We start from the raw sequence: 17,495 nt of genomic DNA, 5'->3' as shown, positions 1-17,495 counted from the left end.
GGGGGCACGCCCGGCGCGGCCACCGCGCCGTGCGCGGCCACCGCGCCGTGCGCGGCCACCGCGCCGTGCGCGGCCTGTTGCGGCGGCGTGTACGGCCCGGGGTGCGGCGGGTGCGGGACGCCGTGCGAAGTGGCGGTGCGGTCTGCGGTCACCCCCGCATTCTGCCTTGCCGCGGCGCCGGGCGCCTGTGGACGAACGGGGTCCCGAAGGGACCTACGCCCGTGCCGCCGGGGGCTTTCGGCCTACGTAAAGGCCAGTTAAACGACGGCAGGGTGGCAGCTGCAGTACCGAGCCACCGAGCACGCCGAAGGTCAGGTGTCCCCCCGTGACGATCATGCAGGAGCTCTCCGTGGCGGCCCGCCGCGAGCAGGCCGTGGAGGCGGCACTCGCCGTGCTCACGCTGGAGGAGAAGGTCTCGCTCCTGGCCGGCCGTGACATGTGGTCGCTGCCGCCGGTCGAGCGGATCGGCCTGCGGTCCCTGGTGATGGCGGACGGGCCGGTGGGCGTGCGCTCCCCCGGCGGGCCAGGGGGCTCCCCCGGCACGGAGGCCTCGACGGCCTTTCCCTCGCCCTCCGGGCAGGCCGCGAGCTGGGACGTCGGCCTGGTCCGCCGGATCGGCCGGCTCATCGCGCAGGAGGCGCGCGCCAAGGGCGTGCACATGCTGCTCGCGCCGACGCTCAATCTGCACCGCACCCCGCTCGGCGGGCGGCACTTCGAGAACTTCTCCGAGGATCCGCTCCTGACCGGCCGGATCGGCGCGGCCTTCATCGGTGGCGTCCAGGACGGCGGGGTGGCCGCGACACCCAAGCACTACGTCGCCAATGAATCGGAGACCCAGCGGCTCGGCTACGACGTGCAGCTCGACGAGAAGGTGCTGCGCGAGCAGTATCTGGTGCCCTTCGAGACGGCCGTCAAGGAGGCCGGGGCCTGGGCGATGATGGCCGCGTACAACAGCGTCCTCGGCTGCACGATGACCGAGCACGTCCGGCTCCAGCACGGGGTGCTCAAGGGCGAGTGGGGCTTCGACGGCGCGGTCGTCTCCGACTGGGGCGCCTGCCGCGACACCGACCGTGCGGCCATGGGCGGCACCGACATCGCCATGCCGGGCGGCGAGCACGCCTTCGGCGCCGCCCTGGTCGCCGCGGTCCGCCAGGGCCGGGTGCCGGAGCTGGACGTCGACGGGCAGGTGCGCAGGGTGCTGCGGCTCGCGGCCAGGACCGGACTTCTGGAAGGTGCGGAGCCCGCGGTTCCGGCGGTTCTGCTTCCGGCCGCGCAGAACGGGGGCGCGCTGGCCCGTGAGGCCGCCGTACGCTCCTTCGTCCTGCTGCGCAACGAACCCGTGGGCACGGACCCCGCGCTGCCGCTCACCCCGGCGAAGACGGGCCGTATCGCCCTGATCGGCGCCGGTGCGGCCCGGCCGCGGATCATGGGCGGCGGCAGCGCCGAGGTCACGGCGCCCTACGTCGTCACGCCCCTCGACGGTCTGCGTGCCGCGCTGCCGGACGAGGTGGAGCTGGTGCACGAGCCCGGCGTCGGCCCGGGCGGTACGCTGCCCGCCGCGTCCGGCGACGCCTGGAGCGGACTGCACGCCGTGTTCCGCGGCAAGCGGGGCGTCGAGCTGTACCGCGAGGAGCTGACCGAGGCCGGGCTCCGCCATGTCTTCGCCAAGCCTGCGGGCCTGCCCGCCGCACGCGTCCAACAGGTCGAGATCCACGGCGAGTTCACCCCTGACACGGACGGCGAGCACACCTTCTCGGCCTGCGGTCTCGGCACCCTCGAAGTGCGCGTCGACGACAAGGAGCTGTTCACCGGGCATCTCTCGCCGGTGCACGACGACCCCCTCGCCGCGGTGCTGCTTCCGCCCGAGGCGCGCGGCTCGGTGCAGCTGACGGCCGGTGTGCCGGTACGGGTCTCGCTGGTCCAGCGGGTGTGCGCGGACGTCCACGAAATGGCCGTGGGCGCCTTCCGGCTCGGGCACGCCGGGCCTGGCCCCGACGACGAGGAGCTGATCTCCCGGGCCGCGTTCGCCGCGGCCACGTCGGACGTGGCGGTCGTCGTGGTGTCCACCACCGAGGAGACCGAGTCCGAGGGCGTCGACCGGACGGGGCTCGATCTGCCGGGCCGCCAGGACGACCTGGTCGCCCGGGTCGTGGAGGCCAATCCGCACACCGTCGTCGTGGTCAACTCCGGCTCCCCCGTGCACATGCCGTGGCGCGAGCAGGCGGCGGCGGTGCTGCTCGCCTGGTTCCCCGGCCAGGAGTTCGGCACCGCACTGGCCGATGTCCTGCTCGGCGCCGAGGAGCCCGGCGGCCGGCTGCCCACCACCTGGCCGGTGCGCCAGGAGGACTGCCCGGTCCTCGCCACCGAACCGGCCGCCGGGATCCTCGCGTACGACGAGGGCCTGTTCACCGGCTACCGCGGCTGGGAGGCGCTGCCCGCAGGGAACCCCGCCCCGGCCTACTGGTTCGGCCACGGTCTCGGCTATACGGACTGGACGTACGAGCACATCGAGGTCGCCCCGTCGTCCGACCCCGACTGCGCGGGCGTGGCGACGGTGCGGCTGCTCAACTCCGGGCGGCGGGCGGGCCGCGAGGTCGTGCAGCTGTACGCGGTGTCCGAGTGCGCCGAGTGCATCGAGTCGGACCGCCCGGCCCGGCAGCTGGCCGCGTTCACGGTGGTCGAGGCGGGCCCCGGCGAACGGGTCGAGGTGTCGGTGCCGATCCCGATGCGGGCGGTACAGGGCTGGGACCGGCGCCGCGGCGGCCGTCATCGCCTGCCGGGCCGCCACCGCGTCGAGGCGGGCCGCAGCGTGGCGGATCTGCGTCTGCGGTGCCCGCTGCTGGGCGCCCTGTAGGGGCGGTACCCGGCCGCGGAAGCCGGAAGGGGCGGAACGGCACAAGCCGTTCCGCCCCTTTCACCTGCTCCGTGAGGAACCCTCAGCCCTCCGCACGCACCACAACCTGCTGCTGCGACTTCGGCTGTCCCATGCCCGCGGCGCGCATCGCACCGCCGACCACACCGCCGAGGCCGACGACGATCAGGCCGGCCCAGAAACCGAGCGGCTGGTTCATCACCATGAAGGCACCGGCGATGCAGAAGCCGATGAACGCGATGATGACGCCGGTCCAGGCGGCCGGGGTGTGTCCGTGGCTGCTGCCCGCCATGACTTGCTCCTCATTTGCTGAAGGTCGAACGCTCGCACTCATTGTATGGACCGGCAGGCCGCCGCTCCTCGCCGGGCGGTGCGTACCCGCCGGCGGACGGCTCAGCCCGTGGGGTCCTCGCCGCGGTCCAGAGCCTTCCACATGTCCTCGGGCCGCTCCGGGTCCGCCTTGGCGGGGCGGCGGGAACTCCGCTCGTACTTGCCGGACATCGCGGGCCAGGCCGTGCCGAACCGCAGTGCGAGCACTCCGGCCACGAGGAGCAGCACTCCGCCGCCCGCGGCGACGTAGGGCCACACGGTGTGGGTGACGGCGTCGATGGTCGCGGCGGCGTCACCGCTGGCCGTGGCCGCCTTCTCGTCCAGGGCCGCATCGTCGCGCGCGCCGAGCAGCGCGGCCGCCACGATGCCCGCTCCGCTGAGCGTGAGCAGCACCGAGACGAGGACGCGGCCCACCCGGCGTACCGCGAAGATCGCGACGAGGGCGGCGAGGCCCACGATGGCGAGGGCGGCGGGCACTCCGGTGACGTCGCCGCCCTTGGCGATCTGGTGCAGGGCACCGCCGGCCGTGGCGGCGTCACCCGCGGCCCAGGTCTGCCGGGACGCGAGCAGCGCGACGGCGGCGCCGAGCGCACCGAGCAGCAGAGCGGCGGCCAGGCTCCGGCGGGCGGCGGGCGCCTTCGCCCGCGGGGTCTCTGCGCGAGGCTGGGGTACGGCTGCGGAAGTCACGCCTTCCACTATCCCTCACGGCCCTCGCGGTCGTGGAGGCGGTTGGCGCTGTGCACCGCGCGCAGCACGGCCGCCGCCTTGTTACGGCACTCGGTGTCCTCGGCGACCGGGTCGGAGTCGGCCACGACGCCCGCTCCGGCCTGCACATACGCGGTGCCGTCGCGCAGCAGCGCGGTACGGATCGCGATGGCCGTGTCGGAGTCGCCGGCGAAGTCGAGATAGCCGACGCAGCCGCCGTAGAGGCCGCGCCGTGAGGGCTCGAGCTCGTCGATGATCTGCATCGCGCGCGGCTTCGGGGCGCCGGAGAGGGTGCCCGCGGGGAAGCAGGCGGTCAGGACGTCGAAGGCGGTGCGGTCCTCGGCGACCCGGCCCGTCACCGTCGAGACGATATGCATCACGTGCGAGTACTTCTCGATGGACATGAAGTCGACGACCTCGACGGAGCCGGGCGTACAGACCCGGCCCAGGTCGTTGCGGCCGAGGTCGACGAGCATCAGGTGCTCGGCGCGCTCCTTGGGGTCGGCGAGGAGTTCGTCGGCGAGCGCCTGGTCCTGCTGCGGAGTGGTGCCGCGCGGCCGGGTGCCGGCGATGGGGTGCACCATGGCGCGGCCGTCCTCGACCTTGACGAGCGCTTCCGGCGAGGAGCCGACGACGTCGAAGCCGTCGAAGCGGAAGAGGTACATGTACGGCGACGGGTTGGTGGCCCGCAGGACCCGGTAGACGTCCAACGGGCTTGCCGAGCACGGGGTTTCGAAGCGCTGCGAGGGCACGACCTGGAAGGCCTCGCCCGCGCGGATGCGCTCCTTGATGTCCTCGACGACGTCCTGGTACTCGGTGCCGCCCCACAGCGCGCTGAACTCGGGAATCGCGGACTCCGGCAGCGCGACCGGGGGTTGGGGCACGGCCCTGGCCAGGTCGGCCTCCATGGCGTCGAGCCGGGCGACGGCGTCGGCGTGCGCCTCGTCCACGCCGGTGTCCAGGTCGTTGTGGTTGATCGCGTTGGCGATCAGCAGGACCGAGCCGTCCCAGTGGTCGAGTACGGCGAGGTCGCTGGTGAGGAGCATGGTCAGCTCGGGCAGCTTCAGGTCGTCGCGCTCGCCGGGACCGATCTTCTCCAGGCGGCGCACGATGTCGTAGCCGAGGTAGCCGACCATGCCGCCGGTGAAGGGCGGCATGCCGTCGTGCAGGTCACGCGGGGTGTGCAGGGCCTCGACGGTGGCGCGCAGGGCGGCCAGCGGGTCGCCTTCGGTGGGCACGCCGACGGGTGCGGTGCCCTGCCAGTGGGCCTGGCCGTCGCGCTCGGTGAGGGTGCCTGCGCTGCGTACACCGATGAAGGAATAGCGGGACCAGGACCGGCCGTTCTCCGCGGACTCGAGCAGGAAGGTGCCGGGGCGCTCCCCGGTGAGCTTGCGGTACAGGCCGACCGGGGTGTCGCCGTCGGCCAGGAGCTTGCGGCTGACGGGGATGACGCGGCGGTCGGCGGCGAGCTTGCGGAACGTCTCGAGATCCATGTCGGCCGACCCTACTGACCGTCGCGCGCGGGCTCGGACCCCGGCACTTCCAGCGGCAGCACATCGGCGTCGAAGCAGGTGCGGGCCCCGGTGTGGCAGGCGGCGCCGATCTGGTCGACCTGGACGAGGACGGTGTCGGCGTCGCAGTCGAGGGCCACGGACTTCACGTACTGGAAGTGGCCCGAGGTGTCGCCCTTGACCCAGTACTCCCGGCGGCTGCGCGACCAGTAGGTGCAGCGGCCCGTGGTGAGGGTGCGATGCAGCGCCTCGTCGTCCATCCAGCCGAGCATGAGCACCTCACCGGTGTCGTACTGCTGGGCGATGGCGGGGACGAGCCCGTCGGCGCTGCGCTTGAGGCGGGCGGCGATGGCCGGGTCGAGGTTGCTGCTGCTCATGGGTCCATTGTGCCGGGTACGCGGGAGGAATCGGCCGGTCGTCCACTGGGCGGACCTGACGCCCCAGGCTTAGGCTGGCGTCATGTCGACCCATGCCAAGCGTGAACGGCTGCTCCTCGCCGACCTGTTGGAAGCGGCGGGGCCCGAGGCCCCCACTCTGTGCGAGGGCTGGAACACCCGTGACCTGGCCGCCCATGTGGTGGTGCGCGAGCGGCGCGCCGACGCCGCCGGCGGTCTCCTCATCAAAGCACTCGCCCCGCGCCTCGAACGGGTGCAGGCCGAGTTCACCGAGAAGCCGTACGAGGAGCTGATCCAGCTGATCCGTACGGGACCGCCGCGGTTCTCGCCGTACGCCCTGAAGCAGGTCGACGAGGCGGCGAACGCGGTGGAGTTCTATGTGCACGCCGAGGATGTGCGCCGGGCCCAGGAGGACTGGAGTCCGCGCGAGCTCGACCCGGTCTTCGCGGACACCCTGTGGTCGCGTCTGGAGAAGATGGCGCGGGTGCTCGGCCGCAAGGCGCCCACCGGTGTGGTCCTGCGCCGCCCCGACGGCCAGACGGCGGTGGCGCACCGCGGCACTCCGGTGGTCACCGTCACCGGCGAGCCGGGCGAGCTGACGATGTTCGTCTTCGGCCGGCAGGAGCACGCGCGCGTGGACCTCGACGGCGACAAGGAAGCGATCGAGAAGCTGCACGGGGCCAAGCAGCTGGGGCTCTAGCGGACGCCGGGCCCTGGGGCTCCGGCAGCCCCGGGGCGCGGGACCGCCGCGCCAGCACCGCACGGGCAGCGTCCGTACGCCCCGCGCTACCACCGCACAGGTAGCGTCCGTACGCCCCGCATCAGCATGCCCGAGACCCACGCGAGGCCGGCCTCGTCCGCGTCGGGGGCGAGGTCCGGGCAGCGCTCCAGGAGGGTACGGAAGGCGATCCGGCCTTCCAGCCTGGCCAGCGGTGCGCCGAGGCAGTAGTGCAGTCCGTGCCCGAAGGCGATATGGCCGCGGGCGTCCCTGCGGATGTCGAAACGGTCGGGCTCGGCGAAGCGCGCCTGGTCGTGGTCGGCGTCGGCGAGGGCCACCAGGACGATGTCGCCGGCCGGCACCGTGGTCGTACCGATCTGTACGTCCTCGGTCGTCCACCGGGGGGTGGCGGTCTCCACGGGACCGTCGTAGCGCAGCATCTCCTCGATCGCGCCGTCCATGAGGCCGTCGGGGTCGGAGCGCAGCAGCTCCAGCTGGCCGGGGTGGGCGAACAGGGCGCGCAGGCCGTTGCCGATGAGGTTGACGGTGGTCTCGTGGCCCGCGATGAGCAACAGCACGGCCATGCCGATCAGTTCATCACCGCCGAGCCGGTCGCCGCCCTCGTCCACGGTGTGGATCAGGGCGCTGAGCAGGTCGTCGCCGGGGGCGGCCCGGCGGCCTTCGATCAGCTCGTCGAGATAGCGGACCATGGCGTCGAAGGCGGCTTCGCGCGCCGGTCCCGTGGCGGTGCCGACGATCTCGTTGGACCAGGCGCGGAAGGACGACCGGTCGAGTTCGGGAACGCCGAGGAGTTCGCAGATCACGGTCATCGGCAGCGGGAAGGCGAGGGCGCCGACCAGGTCGGCCCTGCGGTCCGGGGCGGCGAGCATGACGTCGAGGAGTCCGTCGGTGACCTCCTGGACGCGCGGCGCCAGGGCCGCGATACGGCGGGGGCTGAACTCCCGTGCCACCAGGCGGCGGAGCCGGGTGTGGTCGGGCGGGTCGCGCAGGAGCATGTGCGTGAGCGCGGGGCTGTCGGCCGCTCCCCCGCCGAGTTTCTCCAGGGCGCCGTGGACCTTGCGGAAGTCGCGGGTGATCCGCGGGTCTGTGAGCGCGGCGCGGCAGGCCTCGTGCCCGACGACGAGCCATATCTCCTGTCCGTCGGTGATGCGGACCCGGTGCACGGGTCCCTCGGCACGCAGGCGCGCGTACACGGGATAGGGGTTGCGGACGAAGTCCGGGCCCAGCTCCCGGAAGTCGGTGGCGACGGTCGGCATGGCGCTCCCCTGGGGACGGTCGGACGGGCCGGACCCCTTGGACGCTACCCGCGGGTCGATCTTCGCCCCCAGAGCCATTCAGGACAGTCGTACGTGATTCCCGCCGCCCTCAAGTGGCTCTCAAGTGACTTTCAAAGCACGGGCGTTGGAGGGGTCGATCGCGCCGCCGCAGATCGTCGACCATGGTCACCGACCGGCTTCCGCGAGAGGCTGGCAAGCTGTTGTCCATGACAACTACCTCAACACCGTGGACTGTGGCCGTACTTGGCCCCGGCGGCGTCGGCGGACTCTGCGCCGGGCTGCTCGCGCGCGCCGGGCACCGGGTGATCTGTCTGGCCCGCGAGGAGACCGCGGCCGTGCTCGACGAGCGGGGTCTTACGGTACGCAGTCCCGAGTTCGGCGACTTCACCGCGCGCGTGGAGACGGACACCCGGCTCCGGGAGCCCGTGGACGCGTTGATCGTCACCCCGAAGGAGACCGGTCTGCGCGCCGCCCTCGACCGGGTGCCGCCCGAGGCCATGGGCGACGGGCTTGTGCTGCCGCTGCTCAACGGCTTCGAGCACGTCGGCGTCCTGCGCGAGCGCTATCCGGCCGGGCAGGTCGTGCCGGGCACGATCCGGGTGGAGTCGACTCGGGTCGCGCCCGGGGTGATCGAGCACGGCGGACTCGGCGCCCTGGTCGAGGTGGGCAGCGCCACCGCGCCGCACGCGCGCGTGGCGGCCCTTGCGGAGGTGCTCGGCGCCACCGGTCTCACGGTGCGCGTCCGCGACGACGAGACCGCGATGCTGTGGGGGAAGCTGTCGTTCCTGCTGCCGATCGCGCTGCTCACCACGCGGTACGGAGTGCCGGTCGGCGGCGTACGCACGGAGCACCGGCAGCGGATGCTCACGGTGATCGGCGAGATCGACAAGGTGGCCGCCGCCGAGGGTGCCCCCGTGGACACCGAGGCGCTCCTGGCGTTCGTCGACGCCGCTCCGGCTGCGACGCGCTCCTCGATGCAGCGGGACGCCGAGGCGGGGCGGCCCCTTGAGGTCGACGCGATCGGCGGCGCGCTGCTGCGGGCGGCGGCCCGGCACGGAATCGCGGTGCCGGAGACGGCCGGGCTCGTCGCCGAGGTCGGCGCTCTCGGCGCTTGAGCCCGGCCGCCGGACCTCGACCGGCCCGGGGCCGGGGGCGGCGGGGCCCGCACCGTGGGGGTGGCGCGGGCACCGCCGCGGCCGGGTCAGATCTGCACGCCGTGGCCGCGCAGCCAGTCGGCCGGGTCGACCGCTGAGCCGTACTCGGGTGTCGTACGCACCTCGAAGTGCAGATGAGGGCCGGTGACATTGCCGGTCGCGCCCGAGGCGCCGAGCCGGTCGCCGGTGCCCACCGACTCGCCGTCGGAGACATCGATCTGCGACAGGTGCGCGTAGTGCGTGTACTCGCCGTCGGCGTGCTTGACGACGATCTCGTAGCCGAAGGAGTCGTCCCAGCCGGCCGAGACGACCGTGCCCTCAAGGGCCGCCTTGACCGTGGTGCCGACCGGCACCGCGAAGTCCTGCCCGGTGTGGCCGTTGGACCACTGCTCGCCGCTGGCCTCGAAGCCCGCGGTCTTCGTGCCGTCCTCGACCGGCAGCACGGCCCGGTCGGAGGCGAGCTGCAGTTCGTCGCCGACCTGCAGCAGATTCGGGTCGTCCCCGATCACGGACTTGTTGTCCTCGTACAGCTGTCGCCAGCCTCCCTCCACGCCCTGCTCCTCGGCTATGGCGGAAAGCGTGTCGCCGGCTTCGACGGTGTACGTGCTGTCGCCCTCGAGGGCGGTCGCGGTCCCCGCGGCGACGACCGGGAGGGCGAGCACCGCCCCGGTGAAGGTGACCTTGGTCGCCAGGCGGCGAGGGGCGCTGCGGGGTCTTGCGGCGCGGTGGCGGGCAGGCGCCTTCGCGTTGGCAGCCGTCATCGATGCTCCTACTCCAGACGCCTGCGAGGTGAGCTGTCGGGTTCGGGCTCGGAGTCTGCCCGGCCGCACGGTGGCGGCTTCACCCCAAGGCCCTTGCGGGCCACGCCGTCCGGACTGCGGAACCGGCCGGCGAAGGTGGGTCCCCCGCTCCTGCCCGGTGGGGTTCAGCCGTGGGTCCGTGCACACCAGGGGCAGGACTCGGCGTCCGGCGGCACGGCGTTCGAGTGTCGAACGCCCTGCACGCTAGGGGGAATGGGTGGTTCCACACAAGAGCTTCACGACAGGAGCACGACAAATACGGGGTGAAGTCGCGGGCCGCACACACGTGTTGCCCCGACCTGCGCGGACCTGTCGGGTCCGTCGCGGTCATCGGGTCCGTCGCGTTCATCGGCTCTGTCGCGTTCATCGGCTCTGTCGCGTTCATCGGCTCCGTCGCGTTCATCGCCAATCGGCGCTTCATGGCCGCACAGCCGGTTCGTCCGCGAGCCCCACGCGCTCGCCACGGTCGACACGATCCACGCGGTCAACTCGGCCCACCAGACGGGACAGTTCCACGCGGGAGCGCACACCGAGCACGGAGAAGACATTGCGCAGATGGTGGTCGACCGTGCGCGGGCTCACGGAGAGCCGCCGCGCCACCTCCCTGTTGGTGGCTCCCTCCGCCACCTGGCGGGCGATCCGCAGCTGTTGCGGCGTCAGACGCGCGAGCCGGTCCGGGGTTGCCTGCCGCGCCGGTTCACCCGTGGCCTCACCGGTGGCGCGCAGCTCGGCCGCCGTCTGCGCGGCCCATACGGCGGCGCCGCACCGCTCGAAGGCGACCAGCGCGTCCCGGAGCCGGCCGCGGGCCTTGCCCGGCCTGCGGGTACGCCGCAGCCACTTGCCGTACAGCAGAGACGTGCGCGCCCGCTCGAAGTCGCCGCCCGCCGACTCGTGCAGGGCCAGCGCCTCGTCGTAGCGCGCGTCGGCCGCCGGTATATCGTCGGTGGTCAACAGGGCCTGACAGCGGGCGAGTTGGGACGGGGCCTGGGGGTCGTGGCCGAGTCCTGCCCAGAGCGCGAACTCGGCCACCGACGAACCGGCCGCCGCGCCCTCGCCGGCCAGGACCGACGCCTCGACGTAGCACGGTACGGCGAGCATCCGGACCGCGAAGTGCCCGCGCCGCGGCCCCGGCGCGACCAGCGGGCCGAGCCGTGCGGCCGCTTCGAGGGCCCGGCCCTGGGCCAGATCGGCGCGGGCGAGCGCCCACTGGGCCAGCGTCTCCGCCTGCGCGAGCCCGTGCCGGGCGGCGGTCGCGGCCGCGGCGCCCGCCAGTTCGGCGACCGTCGCCGCGTCGCCGTCGAGGGAGGCGACGAGCGCGAGGATGGCTTGCTGGTGGGCGAGGACATTGCACTGCCCGATCCTGCGGGCGATCCGCAGCCCCTCCTCCGCGTGCGCACGGGCGCTCGCATGCCGGCCGGCGCGCAGTTCCCCGTAGGCCAGTTGTTCAAGGGCACGCGGCAGTACGGCGTCGAGTCCATGGGCGCGGGCGACGGCCAGGGCCCTGCTCCCGAGGCGGCAGGCGGCGGCGAGATCCCCGAGTACCAGGGCAGCGACGCCGGCGCGCAACAGCCACTCCGGGTCTTCCGGGTCTTCCGGGCCTTCCGGGCCTTCCGGGCCTTCCGGTTCTTCCAATTCTTCCGGTTCTTCCGGTTCTTCCGGTTCTTCCGGGTCCTCAGGCACGCCTCCGCCCCCGGCCCTATCGCCTCCGCCCCCAGCCGTCTCGCCCCCGTCTCCGCCCAGTTCGACGACGCGGCGCAGGGAGGCGAGGCCGGCCGCGAAGGACGCCGGGGAGGACGTCTCGGAGGAGTCGAGTACGGCCGCCATGCCCGTCTGGAAGGCGGCACGCGCGTCGACGGCGCGGGCAGGTCCGGGCCCCACGGCCACACCCTCGATCACGCCCCCGCACTCTCCCAGCGCCTCCCGGTACGCCGTCGTGTCCCCCATCGCCCAGGAGGCCTCCGCGGCGGCGAGCCGGGCCCGTACCGCGCGCTCCGGGTCGTGCGGGGCAAGGAGCCGGGCGGCGAGCAGCAGCGATTCGCGGGCGTCGGCGACGGGCCCGCCGCGCAGGGCCAGGAGCCCGTGGACGAGTTCGGCCCGGCCGCGCGCGGCGTCGGGCACCGGCAACGCCCGTACGGAACCGAGCAGTTCGGCCGCCAGGGCCGGGCGACCCGCGCGGCGGGCGTGGTCGGCGGCCTCGCACAGCCGCAGGGCGCGGGCCTCCTGCTGCTCCGTCAACGCGGCGGCGCGGGCGAAGGCGAAGGCGCGTTCACTGTGGGCGACGCCGAGGCCGGGAGCGCGGGCGGCGGCCGCAAGGGCGACGGCGAGCGCGGCATCCGGGCCGACCGCGGCGAGCGCCCGGTGCACAAGGTGCGGCAGTCGCTCCCGCTCCCCCGTGGCGACCGAGGCGAGCAGCCGGTGCGCGGCCCTGCGCCCGGCCGCCGGCACCCCGTCGTACACGGCGCGGCGCAGGGCGGCGTCGCACCGCACCCGGTCGGGCGTGCGGTGGACGAGCCCGGCGCTCTCGGCGGGTTCCAGGGCGTCGGGGCCGAAACCGGCCGCGGCGGCCGCGCGCAGCAGCGGCGCGGTCCGGGTGCCGGCGCCGTCGTGGGCCGTGGGATCGGCCTCGTACCCGGCGGCCGCGAGCAGCAGCAGGGCGCAGGTGTCGGCGGACAGGCCAGCGGGCCGTACGGCGCAGGCCCGCAGCAGCGCCGCCCCGTCCCGGAGCGACCGGGGAAGGGGCGCCCCGCCGGCCAGCTGCCGCGAGGTCAGCCGGCCGGCCAACTCCCGTAAGAGCGACGGGTTTCCGTCGGCCGCCGCCAGCACTTCCGCGCGCGCGAGCGGGTCGAGCCGCCGCCCCGCCGTGAGCCGGCCGAGCAGTTCGTCCGCGGCCTCGCCCGGCAGCGGTCCGAGCTGGACCCTGGGAAGCCCGGAGAGCAGGGCGTCGCCGGACCGGTGTGCGGCCACCGAGAGCAGCAGGCCGACGGGTGCGCGCCGGGCGGGTGCCGCGGCGGCCGCGAGGGCACGGGCCAGCTCGCAGAGGGCGGCTCTCGGCGCGGGTTCCCACAGGTGCAGATCGTCCACGCACAGCAGCAGCGGCCGGTGACCGGCAAGCCGCTCCAACTCCCCGCGCAGTACGCCGGGTTCGGGCTCGGCGCGCAGCAGCGCGGCGACGGCCGCGGGAGCGGTGAGGACCTCAGGAGCAATGAGGGCCTCAGGACCGCTGGAGGCCCCAGGACGGGTGGAGGCCGTGGGCGTCGCAGGCGGGGGCGTCACGGACGGGGACGTCACGGACGAGGACGTCACGGACGAGGACGTCACGGACGAGGACGTCACGGACGAGGACGTCACGGACGAGGACGTCACGGACGGGGACGTCACGGACGGAGGCGGTACGGACGGAGGCGGTACGTATACGGCCGCGCCGCGGTTGCTCGCACCCCGCTCGCCCTCGTGCTCCCCGCCCCCGAACTCCCCGGCAAGGCGGCGCAGCAGCGTCGTACGCCCAAGGCCCGGGGCCGCGACCAGCAGCAGGGCGCCCGCGCGGCCCGCCCGCAGCCGGTCCGAGAGGGCGGCACAGGCCGTGAGTTCAGCGCTCCGGCCGTATATCCGCAGAGGGTTTCTGACGGTGCTGATTCCGGTCACGCCCGTCACGTTACTGCCGCGTAAATACTGGCGTGCCCCTTGATTGGGCAGCACCCCAACCCCTCCCGGACAACCCTGTGTCCGGGCACAACGCCGTGGTGGCGGCCGCTGTCACGCGACCGCCACCACTTACCGCCGCCGGTGTGCCGGCAGCATGCTCAGCCGGAGTGCGGGCAGTTGCCCCGGTACTCCTCGATGGTCGTGCTGGGACGCGGCAGCGGGCAGAGGAACTGCTCGTAGCGGGTGTCGTTGTCGATGAACCGCTTCAGCCAGGAAATGCTGTACTTCGCGATGGTGGTGTTGGACGTGTTCGGCGTGAAGTGGCTCGCGTTGTTGAGCTCCAGGTAGGCCCGGTCGAGGGTGCTCGGCAGGCTGCTGTAGAACGGCTCGGAGTGCGAGGAGACGGGCGCTATCGAGTCGCCGTCGGCCCCGACGATCAGGGTGGGCGTCTTGATCTCGGGCCAGCTCTTGTCGATGTTCCAGCCGGTGAGCGGGATCGCCGCCTGCAGCGACGGCCGGGACTTCGCGGCCTCCAGGGTGCCGCCGCCGCCCATCGAGTGCCCCATGACGCCGAGCCTGGTGCTGTCGATACGGCCGCGTACGGAGCTGCGCTGGGTCAAGTAGTCCAGGGCCAAGAGGAGTTGGCGGCCACGGCTGTCGGGCTGGTCGAGCGTGGTGAGGGTGTCGATGGTGAAGACGACGAAGCCCTGCGAGGCGAGGCGGGGGCCGAGCCAGGATATGGACGACTGGGTGGCCGTGTAGCCGGGCGAGATCGCGACCGCGCCGAAGGTGCCGTCCGCGGTGGACGTCGGGTAGTACACGGTGCCGCCGCCGAACCCGCTGACGCTCAGGGACGACACGCTGGTCTGGGAGACGGAGTAGTGCCCGCGCACGGCCTCGATGCTGGACGGTGTGGGGTCAGGACCGCGCTCGTAGGGGTTCTCCGCGGCTGCGGCGGGGGTCTCCTCGGTCTCGGCGCCGAACGCCTGCGAGGTCGCCAGGGCTCCGGTGGCCAGGAGCATCGCGAGTCCGGCCCGCACCAGGCGGCCCTTCACTCGCCGGGCCCGCCGCCGCACGGGGGCGCCGGGTTTGTCGCTGCTGATCTGCTGCACGACGAAGGGTTCCTCTCGCTGGGGGGAACGGCGAAGTCGCGCGGGCCCGGCGGCTCATCGCCCCCGGCGGACCAGGGGCAGGACAGGACCTGCGGAACTCCTCCGCTGTGACTGACGGCCGTCACTCTCCAGCCGGGCCGGCTCCGCGCACATCGGCAGAATCACCGGCCTCCGCTCAACCGCCGCCGGTGCGCCCCGGGTTGGACCTCTCGGCCCCACCGGCTCCACCTGCCCTGTCAGCCCCACCGGCCCCGCCGGCCCCCGGCAGCGACGCCCGCCGCAGTTCGGGGGACAGCACGCCGACGATCGCGCCGCACGCGCTGACCGCGCCCCCGACGAGGAACATCGGGCCCACGCCCACCGCCTCGGCGGCGAGGCCGAACAGCGGGAAGGCCAGCGGAGCGATGCCCACGAAGGTGAGGGCCATCACCGCGGCCACCCGCCCCTGGTACGCGGCCGCGGTGTTCGTCTGGATCAGCGCGGCCGCGAGCCCTCCGCACACCCCGCTGAGCAGCCCCGCGCCCAGCGCCACCGCCGCGGCGCCCGGCACCGTCGGCAGTACCCCGATGGCGCCGATCGCCGCCGACGCGACAACGAGCAGCACGTTCTGCGCGGCACCCGCGCGCCGGAACCGGCCGCGCACCGTCAGCGCGAGCGCCCCGGCCCCCGCGCCGATCCCGAACGCGGCCAGGATCCAGCCGATCCCCGCCATGTCCCAGCCGCGTTCCTCGGCGAGGAGCACCGCGCCGACCTGCAGCGGCGGCACGATGCCGAGCTGGCTCATGGCGCCGGAGAGCACCAGCGGCCCCACGATCCGGTGGCGCCGGATATAGCCGAGTCCGTCGGTCAAGTCCCGCCAGGGCGTGGTGCGTTCGGCCGGTACGTCGTCCGGCGGCAGCGCTCCGACCCGTACGGTCCACAGGAGTGCGAGCGAGGCAAGGAACAGCGTGCCCGCGACCGCGAACGCCGCCGCGCTGCGCCCGTACGCCATCGCGAACCCGGCGAGCGGCGCCCCCGCCGTGGTCCCGGCCCGGGTCACGATCATCCGCAGCCCCTGCACCCGTACGAACTGGTCGGGGCCGGTGAGCCGGGGGGCGAGCGCGCCCACGGCGGGCATGAACAGGGCGTCCACGACGCCGAATACCAGGGCGACCGCGACCAGGAGCCAGAGCCCCGGCCGGCTCAGCCACAGGGCCCCGGCGACCCCGAGGATCACCAGGGCACGGGCGGCGTCGGAGCCGATGACGACACGGCGCGGGTCGAACCGGTCGGCGACCACGCCACCGGCGAGCATGAGGACCGCCCGCGGCACCGCACCGACCGCCATCACCATGCCGACCTGCGCGGGGCCCGCGATCTGTGCCGCGGCCCAGCCGAGCGCCAGGAAGTAGCAGCTGTCCCCCATGACGGAGGCGGCATAGGCGATCAGCCAGCGCAGGACGTTGCCGTCGCGGTGGGCGGGTTTCGAGAGGCTCTGCCGAGCCGGGGCCGCCGCACCGGCGGTGGTCATGTCAGCGTCTGTCACGAGCGGATGATCGCGCCACGCCCATACGGGGTTCAACTGATTTGATCCGAGGGTCAGTTGGCCCGCACGGGCGCGGGTGCCGCACGGGGGCGGCGGCGGCCGGGTTCACCAGCGCACAGGCAGCTTCCGTACACCCCTGATCAGCAGGCCGGGCACCCAGTCCAGGGCGGCGGCGTCGACGTCCTGGGCGATGTCCGGGCAGCGCTCCAGGAGCGTGCGGATCGCGATCCTGCCCTCCTGGCGGGCCAGCGGCGCGCCCAGGCAGAAGTGCAGACCGTGCCCGAAGGCGATATGGCCGCGGGCGTCCCTGCGGATGTCGAAACGGTCGGGCTCCTCGAACCGCGCGCCGTCACGGTCGGCGTCCGCGAGGACCATCCGCACCGTGGAGCCCGCCGGGATCACCACACCGCCCAGCTCGACGTCCTCCAGGGCGAGGCGCTCGGTGGAGGAGGACACCGGCCCGTCGTAGCGCAGCATCTCCTCGACCGCGCCGTCGATCAGGCTCAAGTCGGAGCGCAGCAGCTCCAGTTGGTCCGGATGCGCGAAGAGCGCCCGCATGCCGTTGACGATCAGGTTGACCGTGGTCTCGTGCCCGGCGATGAGCAGCAGATTGCACATGCCGACCACCTCGGCGGGCGAGAGCCGGTCGCCCTCCTCGTCGACGGTGTGGATCAGCGCGCTGAGCAGGTCGTCGCCCGGCTCGGCGCGTTTGGCCGCGATCAGCTTCGGCAGATACGCCCCGAGTTCCGCGTACGCGGCGCCCTCGGCCTCCGGACTGGTCCTGGCCACCATCTCGTTGGACCAGCGGCGGAACGCCTCGCGGTCCAGCTCGGGCACGCCGAGGAGTTCGCAGATGACGGTCATCGGCAGCGGGAAGGCGAAGGCGGTCACGAGGTCGGCGGTGCGGGCACCGTTCTCCGTCATCTCGTCGATGAGCCCGTCGGTGATCTCCTGGACGCGCGGGACGAGACTCTCGATCCGGCGCGGTGTGAACTCCCGTGCCACGAGCCGCCGAAGCCGGGTGTGGTCCGGCGGGTCGGACATCAGCATGTGCGCGAGATTCGGGTCGTCCGCGTCGGTGTTGATGATCTGGCGTATGTTGCCCGAGTTGCGCCAGTCCCGGCTGAGCCGCGGGTCGGTGAACGCGGCCCGGCAGGCCTCGTGCCCGAGCACGAGGTATATCTCCAGGCCCTCCGGGGAGCGGACGTGGTGGACCGGTGCCTGTGCGCGCAGCTTCGCGTACACGGGATAGGGATCGCTGGCGAAGTCCGGACTGAGCTGCAGCAGATCGATGATGGAGCCGGCAGGCATGGGTAACCCCCCTCTTTGGGTTTATCCCCTTACGCTAACCCGGCCGTTGATCCACCAGCGATCAGATTTCGCCGTTGTTCCTTCAACAGTGCCCTCAATTGCGGACAACCGCGAGCAAGTTC

General features: G+C 73.4%; 13 protein-coding genes and 1 riboswitch. Of the genes, 3 read left to right on the top strand and 10 right to left on the bottom strand.

Annotation, left to right across the window (positions count from 1 at the left end; genetic code table 11):
• The first annotated feature begins 334 nt into the window (after nucleotides 1–334).
• Nucleotides 335–2,854: a glycoside hydrolase family 3 C-terminal domain-containing protein gene (locus ACFQVC_RS33945; protein WP_381837905.1), complete on the top strand. Its 2,520-nt coding sequence runs from the start codon at nucleotides 335–337 to the stop codon at nucleotides 2,852–2,854.
• A gap of 82 nt (nucleotides 2,855–2,936) precedes the next feature.
• Here ACFQVC_RS33945 and ACFQVC_RS33940 read toward each other — a convergent pair whose 3' ends face one another.
• From ACFQVC_RS33940 to hisI, 4 genes are all read right to left on the bottom strand, one after another.
• Nucleotides 2,937–3,164 carry an HGxxPAAW family protein gene (locus ACFQVC_RS33940; protein ID WP_381837883.1) on the bottom strand — a complete coding sequence of 76 codons (228 nt, stop codon included), beginning with the start codon at nucleotides 3,162–3,164 and terminating at the stop codon, nucleotides 2,937–2,939.
• Nucleotides 3,165–3,265: 101 nt separating this feature from the next.
• Entirely contained in the window at nucleotides 3,266–3,898 is a 633-nt protein-coding gene (locus ACFQVC_RS33935; protein ID WP_381837881.1) for a TIGR02234 family membrane protein, read from the bottom strand.
• Entirely contained in the window at nucleotides 3,898–5,400 is a 1,503-nt protein-coding gene (locus ACFQVC_RS33930; RefSeq protein WP_381837879.1) for an anthranilate synthase component I, read from the bottom strand. Before ACFQVC_RS33930 ends, ACFQVC_RS33935 begins: the two co-directional genes overlap by 1 nt.
• An 11-nt stretch (nucleotides 5,401–5,411) precedes the next feature.
• Nucleotides 5,412–5,795: a phosphoribosyl-AMP cyclohydrolase gene (gene hisI, locus ACFQVC_RS33925; protein WP_381837877.1), complete on the bottom strand. Its 384-nt coding sequence runs from the start codon at nucleotides 5,793–5,795 to the stop codon at nucleotides 5,412–5,414.
• 82 nt (nucleotides 5,796–5,877) lie between these two features.
• On the opposite strand from hisI, the gene ACFQVC_RS33920 reads away from it, so the two are divergent.
• Nucleotides 5,878–6,513 (top strand): TIGR03085 family metal-binding protein, encoded by a 636-nt coding sequence (locus ACFQVC_RS33920; RefSeq protein ID WP_381837875.1) that lies wholly within the window; start codon nucleotides 5,878–5,880, stop codon nucleotides 6,511–6,513.
• 86 nt (nucleotides 6,514–6,599) lie between these two features.
• On the opposite strand, the gene ACFQVC_RS33915 is transcribed toward ACFQVC_RS33920, so the two are convergent.
• Nucleotides 6,600–7,808: a cytochrome P450 family protein gene (locus tag ACFQVC_RS33915; RefSeq protein ID WP_381837873.1), complete on the bottom strand. Its 1,209-nt coding sequence runs from the start codon at nucleotides 7,806–7,808 to the stop codon at nucleotides 6,600–6,602.
• 227 nt (nucleotides 7,809–8,035) lie between these two features.
• On the opposite strand from ACFQVC_RS33915, the gene ACFQVC_RS33910 reads away from it, so the two are divergent.
• Nucleotides 8,036–8,944: a ketopantoate reductase family protein gene (locus tag ACFQVC_RS33910; RefSeq protein ID WP_381837871.1), complete on the top strand. Its 909-nt coding sequence runs from the start codon at nucleotides 8,036–8,038 to the stop codon at nucleotides 8,942–8,944.
• An 86-nt stretch (nucleotides 8,945–9,030) separates the two neighbouring features.
• On the opposite strand, the gene ACFQVC_RS33905 is transcribed toward ACFQVC_RS33910, so the two are convergent.
• The 5 genes from ACFQVC_RS33905 to ACFQVC_RS33885 form a co-directional block, all read right to left on the bottom strand.
• Entirely contained in the window at nucleotides 9,031–9,744 is a 714-nt protein-coding gene (locus ACFQVC_RS33905) for a M23 family metallopeptidase (protein ID WP_381837869.1), read from the bottom strand.
• Nucleotides 9,745–9,747: 3 nt separating this feature from the next.
• Nucleotides 9,748–9,924, bottom strand: a riboswitch (cyclic di-AMP (ydaO/yuaA leader).
• A 276-nt stretch (nucleotides 9,925–10,200) separates the two neighbouring features.
• Nucleotides 10,201–13,425: a LuxR C-terminal-related transcriptional regulator gene (locus tag ACFQVC_RS33900; protein WP_381837867.1), complete on the bottom strand. Its 3,225-nt coding sequence runs from the start codon at nucleotides 13,423–13,425 to the stop codon at nucleotides 10,201–10,203.
• A 158-nt stretch (nucleotides 13,426–13,583) separates the two neighbouring features.
• On the bottom strand, nucleotides 13,584–14,501 hold the full coding sequence (gene bdeA / locus ACFQVC_RS33895; RefSeq protein WP_465270600.1) for a bis(hydroxyethyl) terephthalate hydrolase: 918 nt from the start codon (nucleotides 14,499–14,501) through the stop codon (nucleotides 13,584–13,586).
• Between the two features lie 211 nt (nucleotides 14,502–14,712).
• Nucleotides 14,713–16,047: an MFS transporter gene (locus tag ACFQVC_RS33890; RefSeq protein WP_381837901.1), complete on the bottom strand. Its 1,335-nt coding sequence runs from the start codon at nucleotides 16,045–16,047 to the stop codon at nucleotides 14,713–14,715.
• Between the two features lie 120 nt (nucleotides 16,048–16,167).
• A complete protein-coding gene (locus ACFQVC_RS33885; protein WP_381837865.1) occupies nucleotides 16,168–17,373 on the bottom strand; it encodes a cytochrome P450 family protein in 1,206 nt (401 codons plus the stop codon).
• Between the last annotated feature and the right edge of the window lie 122 nt (nucleotides 17,374–17,495).

This window comes from Streptomyces monticola (genome assembly GCF_042665355.1).
GTDB lineage: Bacteria > Actinomycetota > Actinomycetes > Streptomycetales > Streptomycetaceae > Streptomyces > Streptomyces monticola.
Note: the sequence above shows the minus strand (reverse complement) of the source record. Positions and strands in the feature narration are given on the sequence as shown.